The 14,994-nt window shown below is 73.4% G+C and carries 13 protein-coding genes; 2 read left to right on the top strand and 11 right to left on the bottom strand.

What is annotated here, in order from left to right; translation table 11 throughout:
• Nucleotides 1–66 precede the first annotated feature (66 nt).
• From ACPOLB_RS18665 to ACPOLB_RS18625, 9 genes are all read right to left on the bottom strand, one after another.
• On the bottom strand, nucleotides 67–945 hold the full coding sequence (locus ACPOLB_RS18665; RefSeq protein WP_425257524.1) for a metal-dependent hydrolase: 879 nt from the start codon (nucleotides 943–945) through the stop codon (nucleotides 67–69).
• A complete protein-coding gene (locus ACPOLB_RS18660) occupies nucleotides 945–1,916 on the bottom strand; it encodes a Bug family tripartite tricarboxylate transporter substrate binding protein (RefSeq protein WP_425257522.1) in 972 nt (323 codons plus the stop codon). Before ACPOLB_RS18660 ends, ACPOLB_RS18665 begins: the two co-directional genes overlap by 1 nt.
• Nucleotides 1,917–2,064: 148 nt before the next feature.
• On the bottom strand, nucleotides 2,065–3,285 hold the full coding sequence (locus tag ACPOLB_RS18655; protein WP_425257521.1) for a LysR family transcriptional regulator: 1,221 nt from the start codon (nucleotides 3,283–3,285) through the stop codon (nucleotides 2,065–2,067).
• Complete coding sequence (locus ACPOLB_RS18650) at nucleotides 3,278–4,258, bottom strand: D-2-hydroxyacid dehydrogenase (protein ID WP_425257520.1); 981 nt, start codon at nucleotides 4,256–4,258, stop codon at nucleotides 3,278–3,280. Before ACPOLB_RS18650 ends, ACPOLB_RS18655 begins: the two co-directional genes overlap by 8 nt.
• Entirely contained in the window at nucleotides 4,255–5,223 is a 969-nt protein-coding gene (locus ACPOLB_RS18645; RefSeq protein WP_425257519.1) for a Bug family tripartite tricarboxylate transporter substrate binding protein, read from the bottom strand. The genes ACPOLB_RS18650 and ACPOLB_RS18645 overlap by 4 nt, the downstream gene beginning before the upstream one ends.
• 69 nt (nucleotides 5,224–5,292) lie before the next feature.
• Complete coding sequence (locus ACPOLB_RS18640; protein WP_425257518.1) at nucleotides 5,293–6,063, bottom strand: class II aldolase/adducin family protein; 771 nt, start codon at nucleotides 6,061–6,063, stop codon at nucleotides 5,293–5,295.
• 13 nt (nucleotides 6,064–6,076) lie between these two features.
• Complete coding sequence (tcuB, locus tag ACPOLB_RS18635) at nucleotides 6,077–7,210, bottom strand: tricarballylate utilization 4Fe-4S protein TcuB (RefSeq protein ID WP_425257517.1); 1,134 nt, start codon at nucleotides 7,208–7,210, stop codon at nucleotides 6,077–6,079.
• The gene (tcuA, locus tag ACPOLB_RS18630; RefSeq protein ID WP_425257516.1) at nucleotides 7,197–8,642 is read right to left on the bottom strand and encodes an FAD-dependent tricarballylate dehydrogenase TcuA; all 1,446 of its coding nucleotides are present in this window, start codon (nucleotides 8,640–8,642) and stop codon (nucleotides 7,197–7,199) included. Before tcuA ends, tcuB begins: the two co-directional genes overlap by 14 nt.
• Nucleotides 8,643–8,731: 89 nt before the next feature.
• Nucleotides 8,732–10,297 (bottom strand): methyl-accepting chemotaxis protein, encoded by a 1,566-nt coding sequence (locus ACPOLB_RS18625; protein WP_425257515.1) that lies wholly within the window; start codon nucleotides 10,295–10,297, stop codon nucleotides 8,732–8,734.
• 267 nt (nucleotides 10,298–10,564) lie between these two features.
• Here ACPOLB_RS18625 and ACPOLB_RS18620 point away from each other — a divergent pair, with 267 nt between their 5' ends.
• Complete coding sequence (locus tag ACPOLB_RS18620; RefSeq protein ID WP_425257514.1) at nucleotides 10,565–11,170, top strand: superoxide dismutase family protein; 606 nt, start codon at nucleotides 10,565–10,567, stop codon at nucleotides 11,168–11,170.
• 17 nt (nucleotides 11,171–11,187) lie between these two features.
• Here ACPOLB_RS18620 and ACPOLB_RS18615 read toward each other — a convergent pair whose 3' ends face one another.
• Nucleotides 11,188–12,126, bottom strand: a complete 939-nt coding sequence (locus ACPOLB_RS18615; protein WP_425257513.1) for a LysR family transcriptional regulator — start codon at nucleotides 12,124–12,126, stop codon at nucleotides 11,188–11,190.
• A 132-nt stretch (nucleotides 12,127–12,258) separates the two neighbouring features.
• Between ACPOLB_RS18615 and ACPOLB_RS18610 the strand changes: the two genes are divergently transcribed.
• Nucleotides 12,259–13,950 carry a hypothetical protein gene (locus ACPOLB_RS18610; protein WP_425257512.1) on the top strand — a complete coding sequence of 564 codons (1,692 nt, stop codon included), beginning with the start codon at nucleotides 12,259–12,261 and terminating at the stop codon, nucleotides 13,948–13,950.
• 3 nt (nucleotides 13,951–13,953) lie between these two features.
• Here the strand turns inward: ACPOLB_RS18610 and ACPOLB_RS18605 are convergent, their stop codons facing one another.
• Entirely contained in the window at nucleotides 13,954–14,994 is a 1,041-nt protein-coding gene (locus ACPOLB_RS18605) for a D-cysteine desulfhydrase (protein ID WP_425257511.1), read from the bottom strand.

Genomic DNA, 14,994 nt, shown 5'->3' with positions numbered 1-14,994 from the left:
GCAGCGGCGCCCGCGGCCCGGGGCGGGCCTGCGGCGCGGAAGAGGGGCGTGGAAGGGGACGGGTGTCTAGAAGCGCAGCGGCTGGCCGGGCACGGCCACGTGGACCTTCGCCGCGCCCTGCGGGCCCAGGGCGTCGATGAACTGCTGCGCCGTGCCCCGCGCCAGCGGGTTGGCGCCGTAGTGCATGGGGATCACCGCACGCGGCCGCAGCAGCACGTTCACCGCGTGGGCGGCATCGACCGGATCCATCGTGAAGTTGCCGCCGATGGGCAGCAGCGCCAGGTCAGGCCGGTGGCGTTCGCCGATCAGCCGCATGTCGCCGAACAGCGCCGTGTCGCCGGCGTGGTAGATGCGGAAGCCGTCCTCCAGCTCGATGATCCAGCCCAGCGGCTCGCCGCCGGGGTGGGTCTCGTCCTTGCCGGTGGCCGGGTTGCGCCACACCAGGATCGACGAGTGCTCGGCCCGCACCGCGGTGATCCTGATGCCCGGCACCGGTTCCACGGTGCCGCCCTTGTTCATGCGCGGCAGCAGCCGCGCCGGCAGCATGCCCAGCGTCATCGCGCTCTGCGCCAGGTCGCCGGGCGCGCGCAGCGGCACGTCGTACATCTGCGCCAGCGCGGGCGCATCGGCGATGTGGTCGAAGTGCCCGTGGCTCACCAGCAGCACGTCGATGCGGCCGAAGTGCTCGAGCTGCCTGTAAGCGGTCGGTGTCAGCGGGTTCAGGCGCAGCCAGGGGTCGGTGACGATGACCTTGCCGCCGGGCGAGGTGATCTTGAACGCCGCCTGGCCGAGCCAGACGACCTCGACCTGGCCGGCCGTGCGGCCCGGCGCCGGTGCGGGCGCCGCCGCCGGTGCGGGGGGCAGCTGCGCGCAGGCCGCCAGCACCAGCGCGGCGGCGAGCGCGCAGGCGCAGGCAGACAGCCGTTGCAGCATCGCGGACGCCATCAGCTGACCTTCACGTTGCCGGCCTTCACCACCTCGGCCCAGCGCGGCAGTTCGCGCGCGATGAGCGCCGCGAAGTCCTGCGGCGTGCCGGGCGTGGGCACCGCGCCTTCGGTGGCCAGTTGCTGCGCCACGTCGGGCAGCGCCAGCGCCTTGTTGATCTCGGCGTTCAGCCGCGCCACCACCGCTGCCGGCGTGCCGGCGGGCGCGACCACGCCGTACCACTGGTCGGCCTCGAAGCCGGCCACGCCGGACTCGGCCACCGTGGGCACGTCGGGCAGCGCCGCGATGCGCTGCGGGCTCGAGACCGCCAGCGCGCGCAGCCGGCCGGCCTTGACGTGCGGCAGCACGGCCGGCGTGCCGGTGAAGGTGCTGTCGACCTGGCCGGCGATGAGGTCGTTGATCGACGGCGCCGTGCCGCGGTAGGGGATGTGCAGCATGAAGATGCGCGCGCGCAGCTTCAGCAACTCGAAGGTGATGTGCGCGGCGCTGCCGTTGCCGCCCGACGAATACGTCAGCCGCCCGGGCTGGGCCTGGGCCTGGGCGATGAACTCCTGCAGCGTCTTCGCCTTCGCGGTGGCGGGCACCACCAGCACGTTGGGCACGCGCGCCACCCAGGCCACCGGCGCGAAGCTCTTGATGGGGTCGTAGGGCAGCTTCGGGTACAGCGCCGGGTTCACCGCCAGCGTGCCGATGTGGCCCATCAGCAGCGTGTTGCCGTCGGGCTCGGCGCGCGCCACCTCGCCGGCGCCGAGCGAGCCGCCGGCGCCGGCACGGTTCTCGACCACGACGTTGGTGCCCAGCGCCAGCGCCAGCTTGGGCGCCAGCGCACGGGCCAGGATGTCGGTGCTGCCACCGGGCGTGAAGGGCACGACCAGGCGCAGCGGCCGGGCCGACTGGGCCCGGGCCCGGGGCATGAGGCCGGTGGCCAGCGTGGCGGCCAGGACGGCGCGGCGGGAAGGGTTCGGATGCATCGCAAGACTCGTGGGAAAGGAACGGCAACAGCTGCCCGGGACACGGCGCGCCAAGCACCGCCGCCCGTGCCGCACCGCACTGGCCGAAGCATGCCGGCGCGGTGGCTGCGGCACCAGCGCCAAGCCCGGTGCCACCCTTGCGTTGTGCTTATGGACCTGCGGCGCCGCGGTTGTCGTGCGCCACGGCCTGCAAGGCCTGCATCAGCGTCAGGGCCGCGGTCGAGGGCAGGCCGTCGCGGCGCTGCGTGATGCCGATGCTGCGCTCGGTGCCGCGCACCGGCACCGGCGGCAGCACGAGCAGGCCCGAGGTGAGCTCGGCGCGGATCTGCAGCGGCGACAGCAGCGCCACCGCGTCGCCCGCCATCAGCACCGAGCGCACCACGGCCGGCGCGTTGGCCTGCAGCTGCACCGCCGGCACGTCGAGCCCGGCCTGCGCGAAGGCCAGCTCGAAGGCCGCCCGCGCCGGCGTGCCCGGCAGCGGCCCCACCCACGGCCAGGGCAGCAGCGCACGCAGCGAGCGCGGCGGCCGCGGCACCCGCAGCGCCGGGTGGCCCTGGCGCAGCACCGGCTGCAAGCGGTCGACGAACAGCAGCGACTCCTGCAGGTCGGCCGCCGCGGCGTCGCCGCGCAGCGGACCCACCACGAGGTCGATGTCACCCTGGCGCAGCTGGTGCAGCAGAGCTTCGTAGGTGCCGTCGACGACCGTCACGCGCAGCCCCGGCTGCTGCACGAACAGGCGCGACAGGGCCTGCGGCACCAGCACGTCGGCAGCCATCGGCAGCGCGCCCAGCGCCACGCGGCCCGGAGCCAGGCCGCGGAAGGCCGCCAGCTCGTCGTGCCCGGTGCGCAGCTCGGCCAGCGCCAGCCGGGCGCGCTGCAGCAGCCGCTCGCCGGCATCGGTGAGGCGGGTGCCGCGGTGCGAGCGCTCGAACAGCGGGCGCCGCGCGGCATGTTCCAGCTGGCGCAGCGCCTGGTGCACCGCAGGCTGCGAGATGCCCAGCTGCCGCGCTGCCAGCGCCTCGCTGCGCGAGGACGCCACAGCGGCCAGCGCGTGCAGCATGCCGTCGCTCACGCGCAGCGGCAGCGCGGCGTCGCCGCCGGCCTGGAGCAGTTCGTCCAGTGCGCGCTGCACGCGCGCCACCAGCACGGCGCCGGCCGGCGTGCAGGCCATGCCGCGCGCGCCACGCTCGAACAACGGCAGCCCGAGCTGCTGCTCGACGCGCTGCACGCCGCGTGTCACAGCCGACACCGACAGGTGCAGGGCCTGCGCCGCTCCGGCCGCGCTGCCCTCGCGCGCCACCGCGGCGGCGGCGCGCAGGTCGCGCAGCGGCAGTGGCGGCGCTGGCGCAGGCGCGAGCGCGTCAGGCAACGGCGTTGCGCAGCGGCTCGCCACGGGTCCAGCGCTGCAGGTTGTCGATGAAGATGTCGGCCGTGCGCGCGGCGTTGCCGGCCGCATGCCCGGCGGCGTGCGGCGTGAGCATCACGCCCGGCAGCGCCCACAGCGGCGAGGTCTCGGACAGCGGCTCGGTCTCGAAGACATCAAGGAAGGCGCCGGCCAGCCGGCCGCGCTGCAGCGCGGCCACGAGGTCGGCCTCGACGACGATCTCGCCGCGCGCCACGTTCACCAGGTGCGCGCCCGCCGGCAGCCGCGCCAGCGCGGCGGCGTCGATGCGGCCGCGCGTCTGCGCCGTCAGCGGGCAGGCCAGCAGCAGCCAGTCGGCGCGCGGCAGCACCTGGTCCAGCGCGCCGAAAGGCACGGTCTCGATGCCCGGCCCTGCAGACATCGCGCTGCTGCGCACCACCACCACGTGCAGGCCCAGCAGCGCCAGCAGTGGCTGCAGGCGCTGCGCGATCGGGCCCCAGCCCAGCAGCACTGCGGTCTGCCCGGCCAGATCGGGCGGCAGCGGGCCGGCCACCAGCGGCGCCCAGCGGCGCTCGCGCTGCGCCGCCAGCAGCTGCGGGAAGCGCCGCGACAGCGCCAGCACCGCGCCCAGCGCGGTCTGCGCCACGACCTCGGCGTTGGCCCCCGACGAGGTGCTGACCGCCACGCCGCGCGCCATCAGTTCGGCATAGATCGGACGGTCGACGCCGGCAGAGTGCGTGTGCACCCAGGCCAGCTGCGGCGAGCGCCGCAGCACGCGGTAGCAGGCCTGCAGCGCGGGCAGCAGCCGCGTCTTCGTCGACAGGCCGGTGATGTCGCGCGAGATGAAGGCCGCGTGCACGGCCTGGGTGGCGTCGTCGGCCACGTCCTCCAGCGCCAGCAGCGTGGCGGCGCTGCCGACGCGTGCGGCGAGCGACGCGCGCGTGGCCGCCGAGACCAGCACCCGGGGCGTCAGGTTCATTCCGCCGAAGCCCCGGAGTCCTTCACCACCGCGCGCCACTTCTCGAACTCGCGCTGCGTGAACTGCGCGAACTGCTGCGGCGTGCCGCCCACCGGGTCGGCGCCTTCCTTGATCAGCGCCGCCTCCACCGCAGGCACGGCGAGGATCTCGTTGACGGCCTTGTTCAGCGTCGCCACCACCTCGGCCGGCGTGCCCTTGGGCGCGAAGAAGCCGAACCACGAACCGGCCTCGAAGCCCGGGTGTCCGCGCTCGGCCACGGTCGGCACGTCGGGCATCGAGCGCGATCGCTTCGCGCTCGTGACGGCGATGGCGCGCAACGCGCCGCTGTCGATGTGCTGCTTCACCGACGGGATGGTCGCGAACATGAACTGCACGCGCCCGGCGAGCAGGTCGCGCAGCGCGTCGGCGCCCTTGTACGGCACGTGCACGGCCTCGAAGCCCGCGCGCTTGGCGAGGATGAAGCACGACAGGTGCGACGAGGTGCCGATGCCGGTGGACGAACAGTTCAGCTTGCCCGGGTTGGCGCGGGCGTAGACCACGAACTCGTCGAAGTTCTTCGCCGTGACCGACGGGTGCACGACCAGCACGTTGGGCACATCGGCGATCTGCACGATGGGCACCAGGTCGGTCAACGGGTTGTAGGCCAGCTTCGGGTACAGCGTGGGGTTCACCGCGATCGGACCCACGCTGTTGACGATGAGCGTGTAGCCATCGGCCGGCGCGCGCACCACCATCTCGGTGCCGGTGTTGCCGCCGGCGCCGGGCTTGTTCTCGATGACGAAGCTCTGCTTGAGCTTGTCGCCGAGCTGCTGGCCGATGTTGCGCGCCAGGATGTCGGTGGTGCCGCCGGGCGTGAAGGCGACCACCACCTTCACGGGCCTGGCCGGCCAGGCCTGCGCGCACGCGGCACCGGCCAGGGTGAGTCCGGCCAGCAGCGCCGCGGCGCTGCGAACGATCGTCTGCATGGGTTGTCTCCGGTCTTGTCGTTGTGGGGAACAGGGTGCGCCGGCGCGGCACGCGCGGCAGGCGCGGGCTCAGGTCTTGTAGGTCGGGTCCAGCCGGTCCAGCTTGCGCAGCAGCGCCGGCCACTCCATCAGGCCGTAGGGGCGGCGCGTGCCGCGCTGGTAGTTGTTCCAGGTGGCTTCCAGCACCGGCTGCGGCGGCACGCGCAGCGGGCTGTTGCAGGCCATCGCCGCCAGCTGCGCGTGGCACGACAGCTCCAGCCGGTGCATCCAGTTGAAGGCCTCGCCGATGGTGCGGCCCACCACCAGCGCGCCGTGGTTGCGCAGGATCAGCGCCTCGCCCTGCCCCAGGTCGGCCAGCAGCGAGGCCTGCTCGGCCTCGTCGAGCACCACGCCCTCGTAGTCGTGGTAGCCGATCTTCAGGAAGCGCATCGCCGTCTGCGTGATCGGCAGCAGCCCGCACTCGAGCGCGCTCACCGCCATCGAGGCCCAGCTGTGCGTGTGGATCACGCAGGCCACCTCGGGCCGCGCGGCGTGGATGGCGCTGTGGATCACGTAGCCGGCGCGGTTGACGCCGTACTGCAGCGCGCCGAAGTCGGGGCCGGCGAGCACGTTGCCGGCGAGGTCGACCTTCAGCAGGCTGCTGGCGGTGATCTCCTCGTACATCATCCCGTAGGCGTTGATCAGAAAGGCGCCGGGCTGCCCCGGCACGTGCGACGAGATGTGGTTGGCCATCATGTCGCTCATGCCATACAGGTCGACCAGGCGGTAGCAGGCCGCGAGGTCGACGCGGGCCTGCCATTCCTCGGGCGTGCAGCGGTCCTGCATCGAGGCGATGTTCATCGTGTGTCCTCCGTCATTCGGATCCCAGGCGCAGCCGCGTCGGCAGCCGGCGCTCGATGGCCCACTTCAGCAGCGCCGCGCTGCGGTAGATGCCGTGCGCGAACTTGCCGTACGGCAGCGTCGCGAACAGCGCCATCACCGCGCCCAGGTGCAGGCACAACGCCAGCGGCAGCGCCGGCGTGGCGCGCAGCAGCGGCAGGGCCAGGCCGGTGGCGGCGGTCAGGAACAGCAGCGCGATGAAGGCCAGGTCCATCGGCTTCTGCGCCGCGTCGCCGTGCTGCGCGTCGCGGCGCGCCTGCAGCCGCCACAGGCCGGCGGTGCCGACCACGAGGCCGATGCCGCCGGCCGTGCCCAGCAGCTTGGGCAGGCCGATCCAGCCGAGCGCGAACGGGTACGGCGCCACCCAGCCCAGCACGTAGTGGTACAGCGTGGCCACGCTGGTGGCGGCAAAGCACAGCAGGAAGCCGTAGAAGACCAGGTGATGGTGGCGGCGGCGGGCGTGGGTCCAGGCGTCGCTGTCGTTGTGGCAGCCTTCGCCGTGGCCGCCGTCGAGGTAGCGCAGGCGCAGCACGTTGTGCACCGCCTCGCCGAGGGCGGGCGCGGTGGCGGGCTCAGCGCTGCCGGGCGTGACCTCGCGCCAGAAGCGCGCCACGCCCAGCCCCAGCGCCAGCACCGCGAACAGGAACACCGGCGCGAACAGCGCCACCATCAGGTGGTGCGGGAAGATGGCGTAGAAGCCGCCGTCGACCGCGCCCCACAGCCGCCCGTTCAGCGCCGCGCCCAGCGCCAGGAACAGCGCCAGCGCCGCGGCCAGCGCCAGCGCCAGCGTCAGGCCGTTGCGCTTGTACAGCGCGCCCAGGCCCGGCGGCCAGGCGTAGTCGGCGTAGGTCTTGCCGCGCACGCGGGCCATCGCCTGCGGCACGTTGACGGCGAACGCGTGCGGCGGCGCGTACTGGCAGGCGTGCAGGCAGGCGCCGCAGTTGTGGCACAGGTTGGCCAGGTAGTGCGCGTCGGCGGGCGGGAACTCGAGCCGGCGCGCCATCGCCGGGAACACGCCGCAGAAGCCTTCGCAGTAGCGGCAGGCGTTGCAGATCTGCAGCACGCGCGCCGCCTCGGACTCGGCGATCAGCTGTTCAAGCTGCTGCACGGTGCGCCTCCCGGGCCGGGCTGCGGCCGCACGCTGCGGCGGCGGCCGCCGAAGCCCCCGCGATGCGGCCGAACACCGTGCCGATGGTCATGCCGACGCCGGCCGTGTAGCCCTTGCCGAGCACGTTGCCGGCCATCACTTCGCCCGCGGCGTACAGGTTGTCGCTGGGCCGGCCGCCGAAGTGCACTGCGGCCCGGTCGTCCACGCGCACGCCGAGGTAGGTGAAGGTGACGCCCGGCCGCAGCGTGTAGCCGTGGAAGGGCGGCGTGTCGATGGGCCGCGCCCAGTGGGTCTTGGCCGGCACCAGGCCTTCGGTGTGGCAGTCGTCGAGCACCGCGTGGTCGAAATGGCCGACACGGCAAGCGGTGTTGTAGTCGGCCACCGTGCGCAGGAACGCGGCCTCGGGCAGGCCCAGCTGGCGCGCCAATGCGGGCAGCGTGTCGGCCCGCGCCCCCGGGAACACCGGCGGCATGAAACGCCCCACGGCCTTGGCATCGATGATGCTGTGGCCCACCTGCCCCGGCTGCAGCGCGACGAGGCGGCCCCAGATCGCGTAGCGCTTGGGCCAGAAGTCCTCGCCCTCGTCGTAGAAGCGCAGGCCGTCGCGGTTGACCATGATGCCCAGCGACACGCAGTCCACGCGCGTGACGATGCCGCCGTCGTACAGCGGCGCGCGCGCGTCGATGGCCACCATGTGCGCCTGCGTCGGGTCGCCGATGCGGTCGGCGCCCTGCGCCAGCAGGTCCTTCAGCAGCACGCCCTGGTTGAAGCGCGTGCCGCGGATGCGGAAGTTGTCGACCGGCTGTTCGCCGCGTTCGTTGGTGCCCCAGGCCTCGCGCAGCCAGTCCAGGTTCGACTCGAAGCCACCGCTGGCCACGACGCAGGCGCGGGCCGCGATGCGCGCGCCGGCCGCCGTGTGCGCGGCGACGAAGCGGTTGCCGTCCAGTTCCAGCCGCGCCACGGGGGTGTCGTAGCGGATCTGCACGCCCAGGGCGGCGGCGCTGCGGTAGTAGGCGTTGACCAGCGCCTTGCCGCCGCCCATGAAGAAGGCGTTGGTGCGGCTCAGGTGCAGCGTGCCCGACAGCGACGGCTGGAAGCGCACGCCGTGGCGCTGCATCCAGCCGCGGCAGCGGGCGCTTTCGCGGATGGCCAGACGCGCCAGGTGCTCGTCGGTGAGGCCGCCGGTCACCTTCAGCAGGTCCTGCCAGAACTCCTCTTCGGGGTAGGCGCCGGTCAGCACGTCCTGCGGCGCGTCGTGCATGCAGCGCAGGTTGCGCGTGTGCATGCTGTTGCCGCCGCGCCAGGCCTGCGGCGCGGCCTCCAGCAGCAGCACCGAGGCACCGGCCTCGCGCGCGGTCAGCGCGGCGCAGAGCGCGGCGTTGCCGCCGCCGATGACCAGCAGGTCGAGGGAATCCGGGTCGGGGGCGTGCATCGTGGCGCGACTGTAGGGCGGCGCCAGGCGGGCGGCAGCCGCCCCCGCGTCAACACGTGTTCACGGTTCGTGAACACGCGCCGGCCGGGTCAGACGGCGGCCGCGGCCTCCAGCTTGAACACCCGCACCGTCTCGGCCAGGCGCTGCGCCTGCTGGCGCAGGCTGTCGGCGGCGGCAGCGCTCTGCTCCACCAGGGCCGCGTTCTGCTGCGTCGAGCGGTCGAGCTGCGTCACCGCCTGGCCGACCTGCACGATGCCCTGCGTCTGCTCGGCGGTGGCGCTGGAGATGCGGCCGATCAGCGCGCTGACGCTGTGCACCTGGGCCACGATGCTGTCCATGGTCTGCCCCGCGTCGCCCACCAGGCGCGTGCCGTTCTCGACCTTCTCGACGCTGGCGCCGATCAGCACCTTGATCTCGCGCGCGGCCGTGGCGCTGCGCTGCGCCAGGCTGCGCACCTCGCTGGCCACCACCGCGAAGCCGCGGCCCTGTTCGCCGGCGCGGGCGGCTTCGACCGCGGCGTTCAGCGCCAGGATGTTGGTCTGGAACGCGATGCCGTCGATGACGCCGATGATGTCGGCGATCTTGCGCGACGAGTCGGCGATGTCCTGCATCGTCGTCACCACCTGGCCGACGACCTCGCCGCCCTTGACGGCAGCGGCCGAGGCGCTGCCGGCCATGGTGTCGGCGCGCGACGCCGTCTCGGCGTTGGCCTGCACGGTCTGCGACAGCTCTTCCATCGCGGCCGCCGTCTGCTGCAGGTGGCTGGCCTGCGACTCGGTGCGGCTGCTCAGGTCGACGTTGCCGGTGGCGATCTCGTCCGAGCCGGTGGCGATGCTGTCCGAGGCGCCGCGCACGGCGCCCACCAGCTGTGCCAGGCTGTGCTGCATCGCGCCCAGCGACGCCAGCACGCTGCCGGCCGGCGCCTGGTCCGCGCCCGGCACCGGGCTCAGGTCGCCCTGGGCGACCCGGCTCGCCGCCGCACCCAGGGCCTCGGGCTCGGCACCCAGCTGGCGCACGATGCTGCGCGACAGCACCCAGGCCAGCAGCACGCCGCACAGCAGCGCGAGGGCCAGTGCCGACAGCATCACGGCGCGGAAGCTGCCCGCCTCGCCCAGCGCGATGGTGTTCTCGGCCTGGATGCGCGATTCCTCGAAGTCGATCAGGCGGTTGATCGCCGCCAGCCACTGCACGTACTGCGGCTTGGCCTGCTGCCACAGCAGCGTCTGCGCCGCGGCGGTGTCGCCCTGCTCGACGGCGGCGACCACGCGCTGCGTCGTCGCCACGGCCTCGGCCTCGATCTGGCGGATGTCGGCGTACAGCCGTGCCAGCTCGGGCGAGGCGCCCGGGGCGGCGATCAAGGCCTCCAGCGGACCCGCCGAACGCGCATAGAACGCGGCCAGCTCGGCGATCGCCTGCAGCTCCTTCTGGCGCTCGGCGGGGCTGGCGCTCAGCACCACGTCACGCACGGCGATCGAGCGGTCGTGCGCCGAGCCGCGGAAGTTGATGGCGTGCCGCTGCACCAGCGCATCCCGCTCGCTGTTGGTCCGCAGCGCGGAGTCGATGATCTGCACCTTGGCCAGTGCCACCAGCGTGACCCCCACCAGGATGGCCAGCATGAGCCCGAAACCCAGCGCCAGGCGGCGCGCCACGGTCATCGTCGAAATCGTCTGCACAGTGAACCTCTTGCATCGTGGGTGGAGCGGTGCGCAGCGCGCCGGGGCCGGCTTCGCAGGCCGGGGTGGCGCGGTGGTCACCGCCGATGTCAGAAGTATCATTACTGTCACTTCGGTCTGGGATTGTTTCCGACAATCGCAGTGATAAATTGCAGTTTTCATCATTTGTGCACTGCGTCACGCTTTCTGGGCAGCGGCCGGCGCCACAGGTCTACAGTGTCTGGTGCCATCACGGCAGGAGACAGCACGATGCAACGCAACCTCTTCGGCGCCGCCCTCGCGGCCACCACCTTGCTGCTGGCGGCCTGCGCAGGCGCGGGCGGCGGCCACCAGCATGCGGACGGCGCCGGCACGCCGGCCAAGAAGCCCGGCATGGGCGGCATGCACGGCATGCACGGCATGATGCAGGGCCGCATGGCCGTGGCCTCGTTGTCGCCCACGCAGGGCAGCAGCACGCGCGGCCTGGTGATGTTCCACCAGATGGACGGTCACCTGATGGTGCACGCCAAGGTCAGCGGCCTGCAGCCCGGCAGCGAACACGGCTTCCATGTGCACGAGACCGGCAGCTGCGCCAGCACCGACGGCATGAGCGCCGGCGGGCACTTCAACCCCGACGGCAAGCCGCACGGACCGCAAGGCGGCCCGCACCACGCCGGCGACATGCCGTCGCTGAAGGCCGACGCCGCCGGCAACGCCGACCTGAAGTTCATGCTGATGGGGCCCACGGTCGCGCCAGGCAGCACCAGCGTGGTCGGCCGGTCGGTGATCGTGCACGCGCAGCCCGACGACTACACGACCCAGCCCACCGGCAACGCCGGCGGCCGCATCGCCTGCGGCGTGATCGCCGCGCACTAGCCGGACCCGTCGGGCCTTCAGGACGGCAGCAGCTCGGCCCCGGCCCAGCGGCCCGCGGCCACCAGCGAGCGGGCCACCTCGGCCACGGTCACGCGGGCGGCCAGCGCGGCAGGCGACAGTTCGTCGTCGTTCAGGCTCGCCAGCAGGTTGTCGCGCCCGGCGGTGCCGGCCAGCACCGCGGCGCGCAGCGGGCCGGCGCCGGGCAGCGCCAGCGCCGCGCCGGGCTGGATGGTGGCGGCGATGCCGGCGTGCACGCTGGCCATCAGCACCGGCAGCGAGTCGATCTCCAGCACCACCTCGGGCGCCACGCCGGCGGCGGCAAAGGCCGCGTCCACGGTGCTGCGCAGCCCGTGCGGGCCGGTGGGCAGCACCAGCGGCAGGCCGGCCAGCTGTGCTGGCTGCACGCCGTCCGGGTCCCTGCCCTGCAGCACGTCGGCGCCCGGCAGGCCGGCCGCCGCCATCACGAACAGGCGCTCGCGCAGCAGCGGCAGCACGCTCCAGCGCCGCGCGGCGGCACTGCTGAACACGATGGCCAGGTCGAGCCGCCGCGTGACCAGCATGTCGGCCAGGTGGCCCGAGAGCGCCTCCACGAGGTGCAGCCGCACGTCGGGGTAGCGCGCGCGCATCGCCTGCACCAGCGGCAGGCCCAGCACCGAGGCCGTGGTCGGCGCCAGCCCGACGCTGACGTGGCCCGACAGCCGCCGCTGCTGCGCCGCGCGCAGCGCGTCGTCGGCATGGCGCAGCACGAGCTGCGCCTGCTGGAAGAAGGCCAGGCCGGCGTCGGTGGGCGTGACGCCGCCGGCCCCGCGCTGCAGCAGCCGCGCCGACAGCTCGCCTTCCAGGCGGCTGATCTGCTGGCTCAGTGCCGAGGTCACGACGCCCAGCGCCTGCGCGGCGCGGCCCATGCTGCCGTGTTCGACGACGCTGACGAAGTAGCGCAGTTGCCGCAGTTCCATCGCGGCATTGTGGCTGCGGGGTCGGCGGCGGCAATGGCTCTTCGCGGCCGGGCCCGATGGCTCCAGCGGTCGATGCCGCGCCGCGCCCGGCTGCCGACACTGGCGGCTCCTGTCAGACACGCGAGAGTTTCCATGTCCCCGATCCCGAAGTTCCTGCTGGCGGCCGCCGCCAGCGCCCTGCTGCTCGCCGCCTGCGGCGGCAGCGACACCCCTGGCGACACCGGCACCACGCCACCGCCCGCCACCGGCACACCCGCGCCGCTGGCGCAGTTCGGCGCGGTGGGCAGCTCGGCCCGCACCGCCACGCTGCACTGGGCGCCGGCCGCCACTGCCACCACCGTGGCCATCGAGCGCCAGGACGACGGCGGCAGCTACACCGAGCTGGCGCAGGTGGACGGCCGCAGCGGCCAGTTCCTCGACGACGGCCTCGCCGCCGGCCGCGCCTACCGCTACCGCGTGGTGGCCACCGACGCCGCCCGCACGCTGCTGGCCGAAGGCCAGGCCACGACCACCGACGAGGAACCCGTGACCAGCCCGCGCGGCGCCGCCCAGGGCGACGCCAGCGTCGTGCCGGTGGGCACGGCCGGCGGCCGGCTGCAGGCGGGCGCCGTGGCCGTGGACGTGCCCGCCGGCGCACTGCCCGCGGGCAGCAGCGCGACACTGCAGCGCGTGGCCAACACCGCGCCCGACGGCCGCGGCGACGGGCTGCTGCTGCAGCTGTCGGCCGCGCCGAGCCGGCCGCTGGCGCTGACGCTGCAGGTCGACGAGGCCGAGCTGGCGGACATCGACGGCCTGCGCATCGCCGTGCAGCGCGCCGACGGCACTTGGTACTCGCTGCCGGCCGACCGCATCGACCGCACCGCGCGCACGCTGCAGGCCACGTTGCCGCCGCAGCTGGTGGCGGCGCCCGCCGCCGGCCTGCAGGCCACCGCCCGTGCCGCCAGCGTCTCGATCGACTTCACCATCGTGAAGTACCTGGCCTTCAGCCTGAAGCCCAAGGCCGCCGAGGTGGCCGTGAACGGCACGCTGCCGCTGGTGCCCTACGCCCGCGTGCGCGGCTACGAGGTCGAGATCGGCACCTGCGAACGCTTCGACAGCGGCGTCGAGGCCTGCATCTACACGCCGATGCTCGAGACCCGCCAGGTGCCGCTGCTCAACGCCAAGCCCGGCTACACGCGCACGTGGTCGGTGTTCCTCGACGAAGGCGGCAACGCGACCGACGGCACCGTGGTGCCCAACACCGGTAGCGCCGGCGCCGTCTACACCGCCCCGGCCACCGTGCCCGAGCCCGACACCGTGTGGGTGAACTTCGAGAGCACGCACACCGCCAGCGGCCGCAAGCTGCTGCTGAGCTCCAGCGTGAAGATCACCGACGACCGCTGGGTCGGCTCGATGACCGCCGAGGACGGCCCCTCGATCGCCGGCACCACGTTGCTCGTCACGGCCGACGTCACCTGGCGGCTGGACCATGCCGCCACCGTGGGCAGCCGCAAGGTCTACCGCCCCGAGGGCCAACTCAGCCTGCAGGTGACGGACGACAACTGCTGGGTGTCGGCCACGCCGGCCACCGCCCCGGTGAGTGGCGACACGCGGCTGGTGGAGCTGGTGGTCGACGAGAGCACCAGTCCGGCCACGTACACGGCACGCCTGATCACGTTCTGGACCACCGAGATCCTGGCCGTGTGCCCCAAGGCCAGCGACCAGCGCACCACCGAGATGGCGGGCTACGGCTGGGACGTGAGCGGCGTGGTCGGCGGCAGCGGCCGCATCGAAGGCCAGACGGTGGTCGAGACGGCCCGCCTGGCGTGGTCGTTCAGCCGCTGAAGATCAGGGGTTGGTGACCGCCTGGCGCCCCAGCAGCACGTCGTCGTAGACGAACAGCGAGGGCAGCCCGCCGGTGTGCAGGAACAGCACCCGTTCCTGCGCACCGATGACGCCCTCGCGCGCCAGCCCGATCAGCCCGGCCATCACCTTGCCGGTGTAGACCGGGTCCAGCAGCAGGCCTTCGGTGCGCGCGGCCAGCTGCACCGCTTCCACCATGCGCGCGTTCGGCACCGAGTACTTCGGCTGCCAGTAGCCGCCCACGCACTGCACCGCCGCCGGGTCCACCGTGATGCCCAGGCGCAGCAGGTCGCACACGGCCTGCGTCTCCTTCAGCACCAGCGGGTGCTGGTCGGCGTGGTCGCGGCTGACGCCGATGCCGGTGATGGGGATGTGGATGTGGTTGCCGAGAAAGCCCGCCAGCAGCCCGCCATGCGTGCCCGAGCTGCCCGAGCCGACGACGATGCGGTCGAACTGCAGGCCGCCGTCGAACAGCTGCTGCTGCAGTTCCTGCGCACAGGCCACGTAGCCCAGGCCGCCGATGGCGTTGCTGCCGCCGCCGGCGATCACGTAGCCCTTGCGGCCCTGCGCGGCGAGCGTGTCGGCCTCGGCCTGCATGGCGGCCGACATGTTGCTGCCGGCAGGCACCACGGTGATGTGCTCCACGCCCAGCAGGCGGAACAGGAAGTGGTTGCCGCCGGCCTGCTCGTCGTAGCTGCCCGCGATGCGCTCTTCGATCACGAAGCGGCACTGCAGCCCTTCCTTCACCGCCGCGGCCAGCGTGATGCGGCAGTGGTTGCTCTGCGGCGCGCCGCAGGTGATCAGCGTGTCGGCGCCCTGCGCCAGCGCGTCGGCGACCAGGAACTCCAGCTTGCGCGTCTTGTTGCCGCCCGGGAACAGGCCCAGCATGTCGTCGCGCTTGACCCAGATCTCGGGGCCGCGGCCGCCGGGGCAGGAGGCGGCCAGTGCGGCGCTGAAGCGCGGCAGCGGCTCGATCGGCGTGGCAAACGGCGTGTAGCAGCGGCGGGGGAAGCGGGACAGGTCCAT

Source organism: Rubrivivax soli (genome assembly GCF_049810355.1).
Lineage (GTDB): Bacteria > Pseudomonadota > Gammaproteobacteria > Burkholderiales > Burkholderiaceae_C > Rubrivivax.
The sequence above is the reverse complement of the archived record's forward strand: the minus strand, read 5'-3'. Positions and strand labels throughout refer to the sequence as shown.